The organism is Aliivibrio sp. EL58 (assembly GCF_900312675.1).
In the GTDB taxonomy this organism is placed as follows: domain Bacteria; phylum Pseudomonadota; class Gammaproteobacteria; order Enterobacterales; family Vibrionaceae; genus Aliivibrio.
Genome location: NZ_OMPC01000009.1, coordinates 485801 through 499644, shown reverse-complemented (window position 1 = coordinate 499644; position 13844 = coordinate 485801). Strand labels below are relative to the sequence as shown.

Annotated in this window: 20 protein-coding genes; 4 read left to right on the top strand and 16 right to left on the bottom strand. The window is 37.8% G+C overall.

Going from position 1 to position 13844, the window contains the following annotated elements:
* Positions 1-4 precede the first annotated feature (4 nt).
* Positions 5-1357: an MATE family efflux transporter gene (locus ED622_RS13180; RefSeq protein WP_122034730.1), complete on the bottom strand. Its 1353-nt coding sequence runs from the start codon at positions 1355-1357 to the stop codon at positions 5-7.
* Between the two features lie 123 nt (positions 1358-1480).
* Between ED622_RS13180 and ED622_RS13175 the strand changes: the two genes are divergently transcribed.
* Together ED622_RS13175 and ED622_RS13170 are read left to right on the top strand one after the other, a co-directional pair.
* Positions 1481-2425 carry a LysR family transcriptional regulator gene (locus ED622_RS13175; protein ID WP_045102047.1) on the top strand — a complete coding sequence of 315 codons (945 nt, stop codon included), beginning with the start codon at positions 1481-1483 and terminating at the stop codon, positions 2423-2425.
* Positions 2426-2526: 101 nt separating this feature from the next.
* Entirely contained in the window at positions 2527-4137 is a 1611-nt protein-coding gene (locus ED622_RS13170) for an NAD(P)/FAD-dependent oxidoreductase (RefSeq protein ID WP_122034728.1), read from the top strand.
* 456 nt (positions 4138-4593) lie between these two features.
* On the opposite strand, the gene ED622_RS13160 is transcribed toward ED622_RS13170, so the two are convergent.
* The 6 genes from ED622_RS13160 to ED622_RS13135 form a co-directional block, all read right to left on the bottom strand.
* The gene (locus ED622_RS13160; RefSeq protein WP_122034725.1) at positions 4594-5031 is read right to left on the bottom strand and encodes a PaaI family thioesterase; all 438 of its coding nucleotides are present in this window, start codon (positions 5029-5031) and stop codon (positions 4594-4596) included.
* A gap of 133 nt (positions 5032-5164) precedes the next feature.
* A complete protein-coding gene (locus ED622_RS13155) occupies positions 5165-5827 on the bottom strand; it encodes a hypothetical protein (RefSeq protein ID WP_162922519.1) in 663 nt (220 codons plus the stop codon).
* Positions 5828-5899: 72 nt separating this feature from the next.
* The gene (locus tag ED622_RS13150; protein WP_122034722.1) at positions 5900-6700 is read right to left on the bottom strand and encodes a PhzF family phenazine biosynthesis protein; all 801 of its coding nucleotides are present in this window, start codon (positions 6698-6700) and stop codon (positions 5900-5902) included.
* Between the two features lie 16 nt (positions 6701-6716).
* The gene (locus tag ED622_RS13145; RefSeq protein WP_122034720.1) at positions 6717-7142 is read right to left on the bottom strand and encodes a DUF1090 domain-containing protein; all 426 of its coding nucleotides are present in this window, start codon (positions 7140-7142) and stop codon (positions 6717-6719) included.
* 207 nt (positions 7143-7349) lie between these two features.
* Positions 7350-7895, bottom strand: coding sequence for a sugar O-acetyltransferase (locus ED622_RS13140; RefSeq protein ID WP_122034718.1), 546 nt, complete (start codon positions 7893-7895; stop codon positions 7350-7352).
* Between the two features lie 107 nt (positions 7896-8002).
* Complete coding sequence (locus ED622_RS13135) at positions 8003-8266, bottom strand: hypothetical protein (RefSeq protein WP_122034716.1); 264 nt, start codon at positions 8264-8266, stop codon at positions 8003-8005.
* Between the two features lie 172 nt (positions 8267-8438).
* Here ED622_RS13135 and ED622_RS13130 point away from each other — a divergent pair, with 172 nt between their 5' ends.
* A complete protein-coding gene (locus ED622_RS13130) occupies positions 8439-9212 on the top strand; it encodes a carbohydrate deacetylase (RefSeq protein WP_122034714.1) in 774 nt (257 codons plus the stop codon).
* On the opposite strand, the gene ED622_RS13125 is transcribed toward ED622_RS13130, so the two are convergent.
* The 3 genes from ED622_RS13125 to ED622_RS13115 form a co-directional block, all read right to left on the bottom strand.
* Positions 9202-9597, bottom strand: coding sequence for an ACT domain-containing protein (locus ED622_RS13125; protein WP_122034712.1), 396 nt, complete (start codon positions 9595-9597; stop codon positions 9202-9204). The genes ED622_RS13130 and ED622_RS13125 overlap by 11 nt on opposite strands.
* A 44-nt stretch (positions 9598-9641) precedes the next feature.
* Positions 9642-9989, bottom strand: a complete 348-nt coding sequence (locus tag ED622_RS13120) for a RidA family protein (protein ID WP_122034711.1) — start codon at positions 9987-9989, stop codon at positions 9642-9644.
* A 120-nt stretch (positions 9990-10109) separates the two neighbouring features.
* Positions 10110-10616 (bottom strand): hypothetical protein, encoded by a 507-nt coding sequence (locus ED622_RS13115; protein ID WP_122034709.1) that lies wholly within the window; start codon positions 10614-10616, stop codon positions 10110-10112.
* 150 nt (positions 10617-10766) lie between these two features.
* Here ED622_RS13115 and ED622_RS20050 point away from each other — a divergent pair, with 150 nt between their 5' ends.
* Positions 10767-10913 carry a hypothetical protein gene (locus tag ED622_RS20050; RefSeq protein ID WP_254052632.1) on the top strand — a complete coding sequence of 49 codons (147 nt, stop codon included), beginning with the start codon at positions 10767-10769 and terminating at the stop codon, positions 10911-10913.
* A gap of 184 nt (positions 10914-11097) precedes the next feature.
* Here the strand turns inward: ED622_RS20050 and ED622_RS13105 are convergent, their stop codons facing one another.
* The 6 genes from ED622_RS13105 to ED622_RS13085 form a co-directional block, all read right to left on the bottom strand.
* Entirely contained in the window at positions 11098-11577 is a 480-nt protein-coding gene (locus ED622_RS13105; RefSeq protein WP_122034707.1) for a hypothetical protein, read from the bottom strand.
* Complete coding sequence (locus ED622_RS13100; protein WP_122034705.1) at positions 11578-11931, bottom strand: YkgJ family cysteine cluster protein; 354 nt, start codon at positions 11929-11931, stop codon at positions 11578-11580. It lies immediately after the preceding gene.
* Positions 11932-11936: 5 nt separating this feature from the next.
* Positions 11937-12272, bottom strand: a complete 336-nt coding sequence (locus ED622_RS13095) for a zinc ribbon domain-containing protein YjdM (RefSeq protein ID WP_122034703.1) — start codon at positions 12270-12272, stop codon at positions 11937-11939.
* 108 nt (positions 12273-12380) lie between these two features.
* A complete protein-coding gene (locus tag ED622_RS20095; RefSeq protein ID WP_256372594.1) occupies positions 12381-12512 on the bottom strand; it encodes a hypothetical protein in 132 nt (43 codons plus the stop codon).
* A gap of 103 nt (positions 12513-12615) precedes the next feature.
* Complete coding sequence (locus ED622_RS13090) at positions 12616-12897, bottom strand: hypothetical protein (RefSeq protein ID WP_122034701.1); 282 nt, start codon at positions 12895-12897, stop codon at positions 12616-12618.
* A gap of 93 nt (positions 12898-12990) precedes the next feature.
* On the bottom strand, positions 12991-13752 hold the full coding sequence (locus ED622_RS13085) for a ribonuclease H family protein (RefSeq protein WP_122034700.1): 762 nt from the start codon (positions 13750-13752) through the stop codon (positions 12991-12993).
* Positions 13753-13844: the final 92 nt, after the last annotated feature.

Below are 13844 nucleotides of genomic sequence, written 5' to 3'. Positions count from 1 at the left end.
CAGACTAGCTCACTGCATGAATAGTATGGTTCTTTATACCGTTATGACGACGAATAGCGATCATTAGGTGTATCAGTAACAATACCCCTGTTACTCCTAACCCAACACCAATACCAGCCCAGATCCCCGCTAGCCCAAATAAAGGCGTGAGTAACCACGCCGCAGGTAAACCAAATACCCAATAACCAATCGCCGTCATAACGGTTGGCATAGAGACTATCTTCATCCCACGCAATAGATTAATGGCTAACAACTGCCATGCATCCACAATAAAGCACAAAGCCACAACCCAAATAACAGAAGACAATAATGTGGACATGTTATTAGTACCATCATCAAGCTGGAACAAGTTTGCAATGCTGTCTGGCCAAATGATAAAAACAGCAGATAAAAAGACACTAATAGCAGTCACAAGCAAGAAGCTATGTAGTGACGTTTGCTTTATACCGGCGTAATTTTCCGAGCCAAAATCTCTTCCTATTAAAATGGCTGCCGCTTGTGAGAAACCAAAATTAAAATTCCACGTAAAACTTAAACACTGCAATAAAATTTGATGCAGTGCTAAAGAAGCAATACTGATGGTTCCCGCCATTAGCGTACCACCATAAATTAAGCCATGTTCAAGTAAGGCTCCGACTGCAATTGGTAATCCCATCACGAGTAGCGGAACCATTAATTTCAATGAATACTCTTCAAGATGTAACCAAGGAGCAAATTGTTGATACTCTGCTTGCTTAAATACCCATAAGCCATAACCAATCATCACAACAAAGGCTGATATTGCCGTTCCTAACCCTAAACCAGTAAGACCCATATCAAATTGAAACGTTAAGACATAGCTGATCGGAACATTAAGAATCACAGTAATAACTGACATCACCATAATCGATCTTACATTACCCAATGCACTGGTTAGTCCACGCAGTACAAGTAATATGAATGATGGGAACATAACCCATTTCAAAGCGTGAACATATTCCATCGCCAAAGTAATCATCTCTTCTGGTTGATTCGCTGCTCTTAATACTACTGGTGCATACGAAAAAAGAAACATAAGAACAATACTTAATAGCACAGACAGTAATACTGCCCCTTTAACCGCTAAACGGATCTGTTGATTTCCATAATCAGGTCTTGCTAAACGCTGCCCATAAGCAATCGCGATTAAGTTAGCGACACAGCCAACGGTGCTACTACCGATAATAAAAATAAAAAAGTAGATTGAAGCGCCCAGACCACCACCTGCCAATGCAGAAACACTTAACCGCGACATCATCCAAACATCAGTCAGCACCAATGCCATAGAAATAAGTTGTGAGATGATAAGTGGGAATGCGAGTGACAGTATTTTTTTCATAAAAAGAGAATTCTTATATTAATTAAACCAAGGTATCAATTAGCCAAAGTTAAAGGGTTAGAGACTGGTATTCAATTGATATATCCGTCACACTGACATTCCAAAAACTCATGTGAATAAATTATGACCCCTTATCCCAATTTACCGTACTCACATAATGGACTAAAAACCTTTGAATCCGTGGCGCGCCTAATGAGTTTTACCTCTGCCGCCAATGAATTGAATGTGACTCAAAGTGCAGTAAGTCGTCAAGTAAAGCAGCTTGAAGATGATCTCAGTGCATCCCTGATTATACGAAAGCATCGAGCCATTGAACTGACTTTACAAGGATTAGAGCTTTATCATGCGTTACAAGGTAACTATTCCACATTAGAATCAATCATTTCATCTTGGCAAGAGCCAAAACAGAAACGAATCGTTATCAAAGCAACGCTCAGCTTTGCTACTCGAGTACTCATCCCTAAAGTTCGAGAGCTTAATGAACGTTACCCTGATTACGAAATCGTAATTATCCCTTCTTTAGAAGAAGACGAATGTTTAGATAACCCAGATTATGATCTACTGATCTTCCATACACGCTTAAAAGATCATTACGACAACAAAGAAAATATGTTCCTTCTTCGAGAAGAGTTTATGGCCCCAGTGTGTGCCGCAAGTATCGCAACAGAGCATACGAATATAGATTCAATTTTAACTATGCCAAGATTGCACCCTACGCTTGATCACCACGATTGGAAGATGTGGTTAGCAGATGTCGCTATGCCCCCGTATCAACAGATAAGAAATACCAGTTTTCTTTCTCTAGATCTCGCATTAAGTGCCTGTTTATCAGGACAAGGTGTAACCGTTACCGATTTATTGTTAATACTTCAAGAATTAGAAAGAGGCTTCTTCTATTGCCCTGAAAATGTGAAAATTCAGCACAGTGCATGGACCTATTATGGACACCAACGAACCCATTCAGCCGTAATTGATGATCTAATAGAATGGTTAAAAGTGAGTTCAGAAAATGAAATTACATTATTGAAAAAACTGGCAAAAAAACATCATTGGTATGGTGTGATATAAAATGAGTACTTTTGCCGTTTTTAAGCGGTAATATTGATTACATTTTTGAGATAGATCACGTAAACTACGCGCTTATTTTCATGCCAACTATCAGGTGAATTATGATACGTATCAACCAAGTTAAATTACCGCTGGATCACAGTGAAGACGAACTGAAAAATGCAGTTTTAAGCACACTGTCTATTACTGAAGAACAGCTGGTTGATATCCATGTATTTAAACGTGGCTATGACGCACGTAAAAAGAATCAAATTTTCTTAATCTACACACTAGATATTGCCCTGCAAGACGTGAATGAAGAGCAGCTACTAGGCAACGTTGAAGACAACCATAATATTCGTGTTTCACCTGACACAGAATACAAATACGTTGCCACTGCTCCTGCTGATTTAACTGAGCGCCCTATCGTTATTGGTATGGGCCCATGTGGTTTATTTGTTGCACTTATCTTAGCGCAAATGGGATTCAAACCAATCGTATTAGAACGTGGTAAGTCAGTACATGAACGTGCAAAAGATACCTTCCGTTTTTGGCGTACCAGTGAATTAAACACAGAATCAAACGTTCAGTTTGGTGAAGGCGGCGCAGGCACGTTCTCTGATGGCAAGCTATACAGCCAAGTGAAAGATCCAGGCTTCCTAGGACTTAAAGTAAAAACAGAATTTGTTGCAGCCGGTGCTCCTGCTGAAATCATCTACGTAAGTAAGCCTCATATCGGTACTTATAAGTTAGTGACGATGGTTTCACAAATGCGCAGTAAAATCATTGAGCTAGGCGGTGACATTCGTTTTGAAACTCGCGTTGATGAAATCAATATCGAAGACGGACAAGTGACAGGCGTGACACTAAACGGTGGCGAAGTCATTAATAGTAAACACGTTGTTGCTGCGATTGGTCATAGTGCGCGTGATACATTCCAAATGCTACATGACAAAGGTGTTCGTATGGACGCTCAATCATTCTCAATTGGTTTCCGTGTTGAACACAAACAAGAGATGATTGACCAAGCTCGATTTGGTAAAAATGCAGGCCACCCACTTCTAGGCGCAGCTGATTACAAACTCGTGCACCACTGTAAAAATGGCCGCTCTGTATACAGCTTCTGTATGTGTCCGGGTGGTGTTGTTGTTGCTGCTACGTCAGAAGAACATGCAGTAGTAACTAACGGTATGAGCCAATATTCACGTAGTGAGCGTAATGCAAACAGTGCAATCGTTGTTGGTATCTCACCTGAAGACTTTAATAATGATCCGCTGCAAGGTATTGCTCTACAACGTAAGCTAGAACGCCATGCATACGTAATGGGCGGAAGTAACTATGATGCTCCAGCTCAAATGGTGGGTGACTTCCTTGCGGCTGGTAAAGGTAAGCCGTTTGAAAACGTTGAACCATCTTATAAGCCTAACGTTAAAATGACAGATCTTAGCGATGCACTTCCAGATTTTGCGATTGAAGCGATTCGTGAAGCTCTGCCTGCATTTGCTAAGAAAATCCGTGGATTTGACAGTAAAGATGCCATGCTAACTGGCGTAGAAACTCGTACCTCATCTCCGGTACAAATCAAACGTGGCGCAGACTTCCAAAGTCTAAACACGAAAGGATTATACCCAGGTGGTGAAGGCGCAGGTTATGCCGGTGGTATTTTATCTGCAGGTATTGATGGAATTAAAATCGCTGAGGCGGTTGCTCTAGATATGCTAAAAAACGCGTAATTAGCTGAATCCAAAAGCAGTATAGAAATATACTGCTTTTATTCTTCTTTATTATACTTCCAACTCTAATTGTATTAAAAATCCACGCATCACCAATGTTCTCTTATCCGCGTCTTTAACTGCTGATTTTGTTTACACAAAGAAAATTAATAATATTCCCCCCAAAATAATAATTGCATAATGTCTTGGACCACTGGACACATTAGTTAATAGCGAAAAATACACAAATGATACACACAGAGTTATCACACCCCATACCAACGACATAAAGAATGAAGAACCAGATAGCAAACTCATTAACACAAGAGGGACAGTATAAAGAAGTGCTGGAGAATAAGGGTTCATCCTAATACCATGTAGCGTTAGTGCAGCAAATAGAAAAATCAATTTAAACAACATGGCGCATCCTTAATTAGTATACCTGTAAATCTAATACCACATTATCATTAACTGGTATCATTTATCCCGATAGATCATACAAGTTGCGGTCGCATGGGCATATAAATTCCCTTTTTCATCTTTCAAACTTCCTTCCGATATCCCCAAAGAATAACCAGATTGAATCACCCGGCTTTCTGCAATCAATAACGTATTTTTAGGGATGGCTCTGAGCATCTTTACATGCAAATCAATCGTTCCATACCCAATATTCGGCTCTAATGTCGTATGAACAGCGCAACCTGTCACTAAATCCATCACCGTTGCGAAGAAACCACCATGTACGCCACCAAGTGGGTTTAAGTGTCGTTCGTCAGCCATCGCTTCAAACACCACGTTGCCATATTCTGCTGAGATAATTTTCATTGGAACAACATCAGCCATTGATGGATGAGGAAAATCCCCCGTCACCATTGCCTGCATTAATTCTAAGCCTGATAGCTTTTCAGTGAGCATCACATTTCCTTATGTATTTTATTAGTATTGTTATCTACATTAATAAAAATACCGCTTAAATAAAGAAACGCTATTATCCCTTAGTCATAGTGTGAGCCAGGTTCTATCTGGACCGACCACTAATCAAGTCAGATCATTCAGATTGCCTCTCCATCTTTAACTCTGCAGATACTTTAGTCACACGAACTGAAATTGCAATACAGATCAAATAAGGGCTCAAATACCAAAATAGCTCTTCTAATGGGTGTTTCTTTGTTTCTAATACCGTACTTTCATAGACATATTTTTGAGTCTGATAATTATCAAACATGCCTTGCAACCACATGACATCCGAATCGATCAAATCAGAACTAAATGTAATTTTTGGCAAACTATCAAACGTAACATTGGGTAACTCATTAAAATTTATTGATTGTAAATAGCGCGCAGATTCAGAAAGCCATAAGCAAGATTGTTGCGATGCAATCCCCCCATCAACTCTTGCATCATTCGCACATAAGAAACTGTTTAATTGATTCACTGTATAATCATTTATAGATTCTAGACTTAACACCGCTCGTGTATGTTCAGTATCAGCCCAATCACTCGCCACTCTTGATCTGACTTCAGAAACCGTCCCCATCAAACCAATACCAGCAACAATAGGCCAAAGATAATCAATTTTTTTCCATTGTATTTTAGACAAATTTTTACCGCACCAAAGCGGAATATGAAGAAAGCCAGTAAGTAATAACGTCATAAAGAAAAAGAAGGTCGAATTAGAGAGAATAATCTCACTACTAAAAAAGCTGTCCATAACTACCTATTTAAAAACAGAAATACAAAGGTGAAGCCATTAACCTTAACCCTTTTTATTTATAAATGACGCCTATATTATCAATTTACCTTTTATTGTTGTTACCGCAGAGCCAATTAACTTAATTCGACCCGTTGGTAATAATTCAGTACTAATATAACCACCACGAGATGAGGCTTGGTAACCATTCAAGAGCAGTTTATTTAATTTATTAGACCAATACACGGTTAATGCACAATGCGCAGAACCCGTAACAGGGTCTTCATTAATCCCTACCCACGGAGCAAAGTAACGAGAAACAAAATCTAACTCATCAGATAATGATTCTGCAGTAACAAGCACACCACGACCAGTCAGTTGCTTTAATCCATCAAAATTAGGCGAAAGATTACGTAACGCTGCTTCACTTTTAATCTCAATAAAATCTTTCGTATCGAATTGACCAAATGATACGACGTCTTTCTCTTCAATACCTAAATGTAGAAGTAAGTCTTTCTTTTTAATATCAGTAAATGTCAGCTCTGTAGCAGGAAAATCGAGCGCTATGCTTGAGTCTTGTAATTTTGCCGACAATACTCCTGACAAGGTATTAAAGATAATGGTGTCATCAATACTCGCTATTCCTATTTCTTTTAAGATATGCGCAACAGCCAAGGTTCCATGACCGCATAAAGCCACTTCCACTTCTGGAGTAAACCATCTTAACTTCATATCAAAAAGAGAAAGAAATGCCGTTTCTGAAACCGCCATTTCCTCAGCAATTGACAACATCAGTACTTCTGTTAATCCATGCTCTGTAATACACACTCCTGCAGGATTTCCTTTAAACGCTTCTGTAGTGAATGAATCCACTTGATAGATATCTAAATCCATTATCAACCCCTGATTTTTATTTAATTCTCATTAACTCTTTTTTAAGCTTTTCAATCTCTTGCTCTTTTTCTTTAATCTTACGTTGATATTTATCTACTTTATCTGATTTTTGATCTTGCTTCGCTTCAATCAAATCTGAATGGTCTTCCGCTATTTCTTCATTCAGCTCTTCAATTTCTTCTTTTAAATCGTTTTTAATGTTCTCATTAGTACAATAGGTACGCACTTCTTCAAGTGCAATATTTAATCCTTTTAATTTGTGTTCATTTCCATTCTCTTTAGCAAAAGAGATCTGTTTTTCAATTTCACAGCTTTTTTGGTCACAACCAACTTTAGTACTGCAATCAGTAAGAGATGACGTTTGAGCCATTACCGCTCCTGAAAAAAAGGCACCACAGCTCATTGTAGAAACTAAAAGTAAGCGTAATGTTTTCTGTCTCATGATCATTATCCTAATATTTATAATTCCATTAATTTACATCATGTTGGCTCTACTTATGTGAAATATAGGTAAGAGTTTCTGGTATAACGACAATTCTAGTTCATAGTTTAAGCAGTATCGTTTTGCTTTCATTTCTTTTTATTTAAAAATAAAACACCCAATAACCTAAGGCCACTGGGTGCATAATAAATACCGTTTTTTTATCGCTTAAATGGATTTGATCACCCGACAAGGGTTACCAACAGCAACACTATTATCTGGGATGTCACGGTTAACGACACTGCCCGCTCCAATTACGCAATTATTACCAATCTTAACACCTGGTAAAATAGAAACATTACCGCCAACCCAAACATCATTGCCGATAGAAATACTCACACCATATTCTGTTTTTTGGCGCTCAATCGGGTCTAAAGGATGAGTACCCGTTGAGATCATTACGTGCGGGCCAAATAATACGTTATTACCAATCGTCACTTTGCATACATCAACAATCGTCAGATTATGATTTGAGTAAAAGTTGCTGCCAATTTCAATATTATAGCCATAGTCACAAAAAAAGTTAGGTTCCATATGAGCTTGGTCTTTAATACATAAAAGCCCTTTTAGAATCGCCATTCTTTCATCTAGTTGAGTTGGATCTGCTAGGTTAAATTTATGGCAAACTGCCTTAGCATTCATACGATCATTTAATAATGTTTTATCCCAAGCATCGTACGGAAGACCGGCTAACATCTTTTCTTTTTCAGTCATTTAAAATCCCAGAAAGTTTAATAAAAACAGTTATCTTAGAATTATACTCAACATTAAAAGCACGGAACGTGACACACACTTATTAATCTGATTATTTTACTTTGCCATCACTTAGCACGAAACAGGCAGCGCGATAATTTAGCACCCAACATAAAGAAAACACTCGCAGCAATAAAAACCAGAACACAAGTTACAATGTAACTAATACTTACGGATAACCCGAGTCCAAAGGACAGAGAAAAGGCAATGCCTTGAAATGCTTCGTAAGGCCACTGATATATTGGAAAATGAGAACCAATAGACATCGCAGTAATAAGTCCAATTAAACCTAAAAATGAAATGAGCATTCCCATAGTTGTTGCTTTGTTCATATAATTCACACTTAACCTTAAATACTGATCTAATATCTTAAAAAACCGGGGGCTCTATCACGCATTAGCCTTCGTTATTCACCAGATGATTATACTCACTTGTTAATTACGATTAAATGACTTACTAATAGACTTAGCAGCCCAAGAAATAATGATATTAGGATAAATAGTCGTGAAATTAATCATGAATGCCGATGATTTTGGCTTATCAGAAAGTGTGAATAATGGCATCGTTGAATGCTTTAAGTCAGGTATCGTTACCTCAACCACAATAATGATGAATCAAAAAGGAGTTAAACACGCAACATTACTGTATAAACAAGGCTTAGTTCCTGAGATTGGTCTGCACTTTACCGTCACTGCAGGGCAACCATTGTCAGATCCTGCCACAGTTTCAAGCCTAGTTGATGCTAATGGGTACTTCCTCAATAGAAAAATACTAATGACTAAAAATGTCTGCGAAGAAGAGGTCTATATTGAGCTTAAGGCGCAGTATAATGCCGCAATTAAGGCAGGTTTTGACATTAATCATATTGATAGTCACCATTTCGCTGGTGTATACCCGCCATTAAAAAAAGCATTTATTCGATTTGCTAATGAAACTGGACTTCCTGTTCGTCGCATAGATAATATTGTAAGTGGCCAAGATGGACTAACAGTACCTACTCCAGATGCATTTGGCGCTCAATTTTTTGATGACGGAGTATCTCTTGAGCAGTTACAAGCCCTACTTTTAACCTATAAAGACACGCTTTCTTCTAATGGTATTTTAGAACTCATGTGCCATCCAAGTACAGAAGATAACTCTGACCTTACTGAACTAACAAGCTATCTAGCTATGCGTGTGGTAGAGAGAGATTTATTAACATCACCCGAGTTATTACATTGGCTTAAGGCTGAAGGAATTGAATGTGTAGGCTTTAATGCCTTAGCTTTTAGCTGCTAAATTCTTTTAAAGCAGTTAATGCGAGCTCGGCCTTCTCTTTTTGAATAAAAATATGATCATGGTAATAAGCGGCAATGACATTTGCACTAATGCCATATGATTTCAGTTTGTTTGCAACCGCAGCAGTTAAGCCTACTGCATCCAAACTAGAATGTACCATTAGAGTGATTAAACGATAAACACCGTCGAATTCAAACTTACCTCGACGTGCTTCCTCTAGGCTTAACACTAATGTTAGGCCCTCACGTTCTTGATATGTTGCTAGCGGGTTATATTGAACGTATTCACTCAATGCCCCCTTCACAGTACAAAAAACATAGTCGCCATCCATTAATTGTGGCGACATTGATGTTAATAGCATATCTAAATCCGTCATCCCTGACATCTTAACTCCTACTTATCTATCTTAAAATCGAATGAAAACGAACATTACTTAACAGCTGCCACGAATGCAATTTCAACTAAATACGCAGGATCTGCCAACTCAACTTTTAGGCACGCTCGACTTGGTGCGCACCCTTCTGGTAACCAGTTGATCCACGCTTCGTTTAAAATACTTAGGTTTGCAAAATCCGTTACATAGATAGTCACAGACACAAGGCGTGATTTGTCACTATTCACACTTGCTAGCATCTCTTCAGCTTGTGCAAATACTTGTTCTACTTGACCTAACATATCTGCCGTTTCATCAAATGGCACTTCAACAAAGTGTGCCATCTTATTAAAAACAGTTACATCAGACCATTTAGCGCTTGGATTAATACGTTGGATATCCATTGTTCAATAACACTCAGTTATAAATTATCGAGGCGCATTTTGCTCAACATTTGATCTTTTGTCACCATAATTTTATAAAAAATAATCACTATTTATGCCGCGTTAATGATGTCTATCACACTATGGTAGTAACATATTAATATCTGGGTCTTTATTGTATTCAAACCAAAAATCAAACGCATCACTAATAATGCGTTCATCCTCAGTGGAATTAAAATCAATCTCTATCTTTTGCTTAATTGAACTTATCGAAACCACGGTTGCTTGTAGATCTGTCGCGACAAGAGCTTTCATATCACGATGCTCAACACGCTTATAGGCATTCAGTAATTGATCTAGTTGGTATAGGACTGGATGCTTTCGTTTGATTCTTTCTAGAATAAGATTACGTTGGCTATCATTCCATCCTTGCGATTCTTTTTGCTCATGGAAGAAGTAGTCCAAAACAGTATTCATCGATTCCATAGCATTAAGAAGCAATCGAAGTCGATGATAGTTTGCTGTTAAATCGAAACTCTTCTGTTTTCTCTGTGATTCCACCAAACCAAAGTATTCAAAACAGTTTTCTAATGCAATGTAATTTAAGTAATTCTGATGACTGTCTAAAGGGCCATTTAAAAGAGACATAATCGCGCACCTCCTACTCCTTTATTAACTCTATTATAGTAGATTTTCTATTATCTACTTTTATGGTTCTTTTGATTGCAATATTAGTTATCACTTATAATAACCTTACTTATGCTATCTTAACCTATTATAAAATTGAGTTAATTTATCATGGTTCATATTTCCCAAATCGTACCACTTATCGAAAAACAACTTCGAGAGCTACAGCCAAAAGAAGCAATTCAATTCAAAACGTATAAAAAAGATCGCGGCTTTCTTATCTACTGTATCAATACAACTAAGTATCAATACAACTAAGTATCAAATCATAGAGAATGGATTTAAAAATGCATCATTTATTGGAGACGCTGCAAGCACTAAAAAACAAGCCAAGAAATCTCTAAAACGAGAGTTTCCACGAAGCAATAGTGTTTGGGTTGAATACTTTCAAAACCTAAGCTCACCATTAGATATCAAAACGCATCATTCAAATCAAATGACATTATTCTAATAACGTGCTCTCAAGCTTATCCGACATAGCATCAAACTGATCGATTATTTGTTTATAGCCGTATTGCGAAGGGAGTTCCCTATTCTCACAGCTCGATTTAGTAAGAACACCCGGTATTAATTGCAGTTGAAAACGAGCCTTATTATCTCGTGCCATTAATCGAAAATCATATTCAGAGTAACAATATAATTCGCTTGTTGGTGAGGTTTTCCAACCGATAACACCTTTACCTATCAAAGTACCATTTGTTTGGTTAGCTACTCGAATAACTGGTTGGCTTTGCCCGTACATTTTAAGAATGTGTTTACGAGCTTTTCCCCATAACACATTTTGCTTAGCATTAAGTTCATTATAAGTATAAGTCTGAGGTTGAATATCAGATGCTAAAATTGGCAGTTCTAATGGCGTTAAATGTGTACAGCCAACAAGTACAGAGCTCACGATTAGAGCGATAATAGATACTGTTTTCATTTAAACCAGTACTTGGCGTGTATTTCTATTAAAGTGATGCACTAACTTCTCAATGTTCTCATCAACCATTTCCTCTGGTCGACAACCATTAGGACAAGCCAGACGTGGTGTTGTACCAAACAAACGACAAATTAATGGACGCTCTCCATACACAGTGCAACCATGAGGTCCCAAATGCACGCAGTTAAATTCTTCTAATGCAGCTTCATGCTCGGCATCTGTTTTTACAGGCAAACGGCGCATTTCTTCCGCAGACGCAGTGACTGGCCCACAACAATCGTGACACCCTTTTGTGCATTCAAATGATGGAATATGGCTACGTAAGATTTCGATGACCTCTCCATTATTATTCATAACCGTTAGGCCTTTTTTACAAACTGAGCGGTAACCATCATTTCACCAACGCCATCCACTTTACAATCTAATTGATGATCTTTTCCATCAACGATGCGTTTAACAATGGCTTTTGTGCCAACTTTAATCACTAAAGAACTGCCTTTTACTTTTAGATCTTTCGCTACCGTAACTTTGTCGCCTTCTTCCAATAAGGTTCCATTTGCGTCTTTTACGATGACTCTTGCCTCCATTAACGCTTCTTCAGGGTTCCATTCATGAGCGCATTCAGGACAAATAAGATTATTTTGATCTTGGTAAACGAATTCTGAGTTACATACAGGGCAAGGAGGAAGAGACATGTTCATTACTTCTTATTGATTAAACTTATCCCTATAATAATAGGTCTATTTTATCATTGCGAGTAGATTCGAGTGTTTAAATAAACGCACTCATTATATAAAATGCGCTTAGTCGTGGTTTTTACTATCTAAATGATCTTGATATTTTTTAGTAATCCATTGGTGTAAATGTAGGCCCGTGTTCTTTTTTACTAAGAACGCAATGAATGCCAAAACACCTATTCCGATAACAGTACCCATGACACACTCCTTGTTAATAACTAAAAATCTTAGATGCAATCAGTATAAATCGCCTTTAGAAGACGATATATACATATCAATGTGTAAAACCTAGTTAGGCATACTAAAGCAGCGCAACACCTTCTATTTCGATCACTGAATTGGCATCAGCTCTCTCAATAATTTTCAACAATGTTGTTTGAACCAATTCATTTTCTCTTATTTCAGTCTCACAAGAGAAGCGTTCTTCTTGTGAGCTATCACCTTCTCCCATCGTAAATTGAACCACCACTTCAGTTGCACAATCTTTCGTTGCTCCGTAATAAGCCAACGTAATTTTAGGGTAGCCATGGAAACCTTTCTTAACCTGTTTAGCGATGCGTTTTTTAGCTTTATCCAAATTCATACTACTTCCTTTTTATTACCAAACCAGAGAAAAATCAGAGTGTGTCACTAAAATTAGAACACATTTATTGCTATAAAATTGCGTATGTATTTCTTAACCTGCACGAAGCGCTAAAATTTTCGCTATGTCTGTCGTTTCTCGATAAAGAGTTAACGACTCATCTTTAGATTCAATCGCTACAATCGACATTCTATCCGCCAATTCATTACCTTCAATGCCAACGTGACCGTTAACATGATAGATTTCCACTTTGTTCGCTATCTCTTGATACAACGCATACATTGGTTTAATAATGTCTAAGTTTTTGATTTCTCCACTTACTTTCGTCCAGCCTTTCTTTGACCAGCCTGCAGCCCATTGAGTTATACTTTGTATCGCATAAGTAGAGTCACAATAGATAGCAACTGAATGCCCTTTCGCCATTTTCTCTTTTGCCAATATAAAAGCCTGATGCAATCCGTTTAACTCAGCAGTATTGTTTGTACCTACCGCTTGATAAATACCATACCACAATTCACTTATCTTATTATTCTCATAGATCGCAATACCAGCACCCGCCTCACCAGGGTTAGGGACACTTGCCCCATCCGTGAAGATTTTAATATCAAATAGCATATCCGTTATTTGTTGTTGAGTAAGAGGCGTCTTTTTTGACTTACTTGGTGCTTTCGCCGTCTTAGCAGCAGATGATTGAATACTCGATTTATGGCCAAAAGCCGATTCAGCCTCAACTAATGAAGGAAATGATTTATACCTCGCTCCGGCAAATTTATCGACTTGAGCTTTACATTGAGCCCATGTTGTAAATATTCCAGTTTCGCGACCTTCCCAGACTACGTAGTATTTTTGAGCCAATCTATTTCCCTTACTTAAAATATGCAATTAAGCCTAAATTTACCACTTAATACGGTAAACCCAAAACCAATCTAAGAATATCGAATCAGTAA

What these genes read in the sequence shown, in the direction of transcription:
- ED622_RS13180 (WP_122034730.1), bottom strand. Translation starts at nt 1,357, where the DNA reads ATGAAAAAAATACTGTCACTCGCATTCCCACTTATCATCTCACAACTT.
- ED622_RS13175 (WP_045102047.1), top strand. Translation starts at nt 1,481, where the DNA reads ATGACCCCTTATCCCAATTTACCGTACTCACATAATGGACTAAAAACC.
- ED622_RS13170 (WP_122034728.1), top strand. Translation starts at nt 2,527, where the DNA reads ATGATACGTATCAACCAAGTTAAATTACCGCTGGATCACAGTGAAGAC.
- ED622_RS13160 (WP_122034725.1), bottom strand. Translation starts at nt 5,031, where the DNA reads ATGCTCACTGAAAAGCTATCAGGCTTAGAATTAATGCAGGCAATGGTG.
- ED622_RS13155 (WP_162922519.1), bottom strand. Translation starts at nt 5,827, where the DNA reads ATGGACAGCTTTTTTAGTAGTGAGATTATTCTCTCTAATTCGACCTTC.
- ED622_RS13150 (WP_122034722.1), bottom strand. Translation starts at nt 6,700, where the DNA reads ATGGATTTAGATATCTATCAAGTGGATTCATTCACTACAGAAGCGTTT.
- ED622_RS13145 (WP_122034720.1), bottom strand. Translation starts at nt 7,142, where the DNA reads ATGAGACAGAAAACATTACGCTTACTTTTAGTTTCTACAATGAGCTGT.
- ED622_RS13140 (WP_122034718.1), bottom strand. Translation starts at nt 7,895, where the DNA reads ATGACTGAAAAAGAAAAGATGTTAGCCGGTCTTCCGTACGATGCTTGG.
- ED622_RS13135 (WP_122034716.1), bottom strand. Translation starts at nt 8,266, where the DNA reads ATGAACAAAGCAACAACTATGGGAATGCTCATTTCATTTTTAGGTTTA.
- ED622_RS13125 (WP_122034712.1), bottom strand. Translation starts at nt 9,597, where the DNA reads ATGTCAGGGATGACGGATTTAGATATGCTATTAACATCAATGTCGCCA.
- ED622_RS13120 (WP_122034711.1), bottom strand. Translation starts at nt 9,989, where the DNA reads ATGGATATCCAACGTATTAATCCAAGCGCTAAATGGTCTGATGTAACT.
- ED622_RS13115 (WP_122034709.1), bottom strand. Translation starts at nt 10,616, where the DNA reads ATGTCTCTTTTAAATGGCCCTTTAGACAGTCATCAGAATTACTTAAAT.
- ED622_RS20050 (WP_254052632.1), top strand. Translation starts at nt 10,767, where the DNA reads ATGGTTCATATTTCCCAAATCGTACCACTTATCGAAAAACAACTTCGA.
- ED622_RS13105 (WP_122034707.1), bottom strand. Translation starts at nt 11,577, where the DNA reads ATGAAAACAGTATCTATTATCGCTCTAATCGTGAGCTCTGTACTTGTT.
- ED622_RS13100 (WP_122034705.1), bottom strand. Translation starts at nt 11,931, where the DNA reads ATGAATAATAATGGAGAGGTCATCGAAATCTTACGTAGCCATATTCCA.
- ED622_RS13095 (WP_122034703.1), bottom strand. Translation starts at nt 12,272, where the DNA reads ATGTCTCTTCCTCCTTGCCCTGTATGTAACTCAGAATTCGTTTACCAA.
- ED622_RS20095 (WP_256372594.1), bottom strand. Translation starts at nt 12,512, where the DNA reads ATGGGTACTGTTATCGGAATAGGTGTTTTGGCATTCATTGCGTTCTTA.
- ED622_RS13090 (WP_122034701.1), bottom strand. Translation starts at nt 12,897, where the DNA reads ATGAATTTGGATAAAGCTAAAAAACGCATCGCTAAACAGGTTAAGAAA.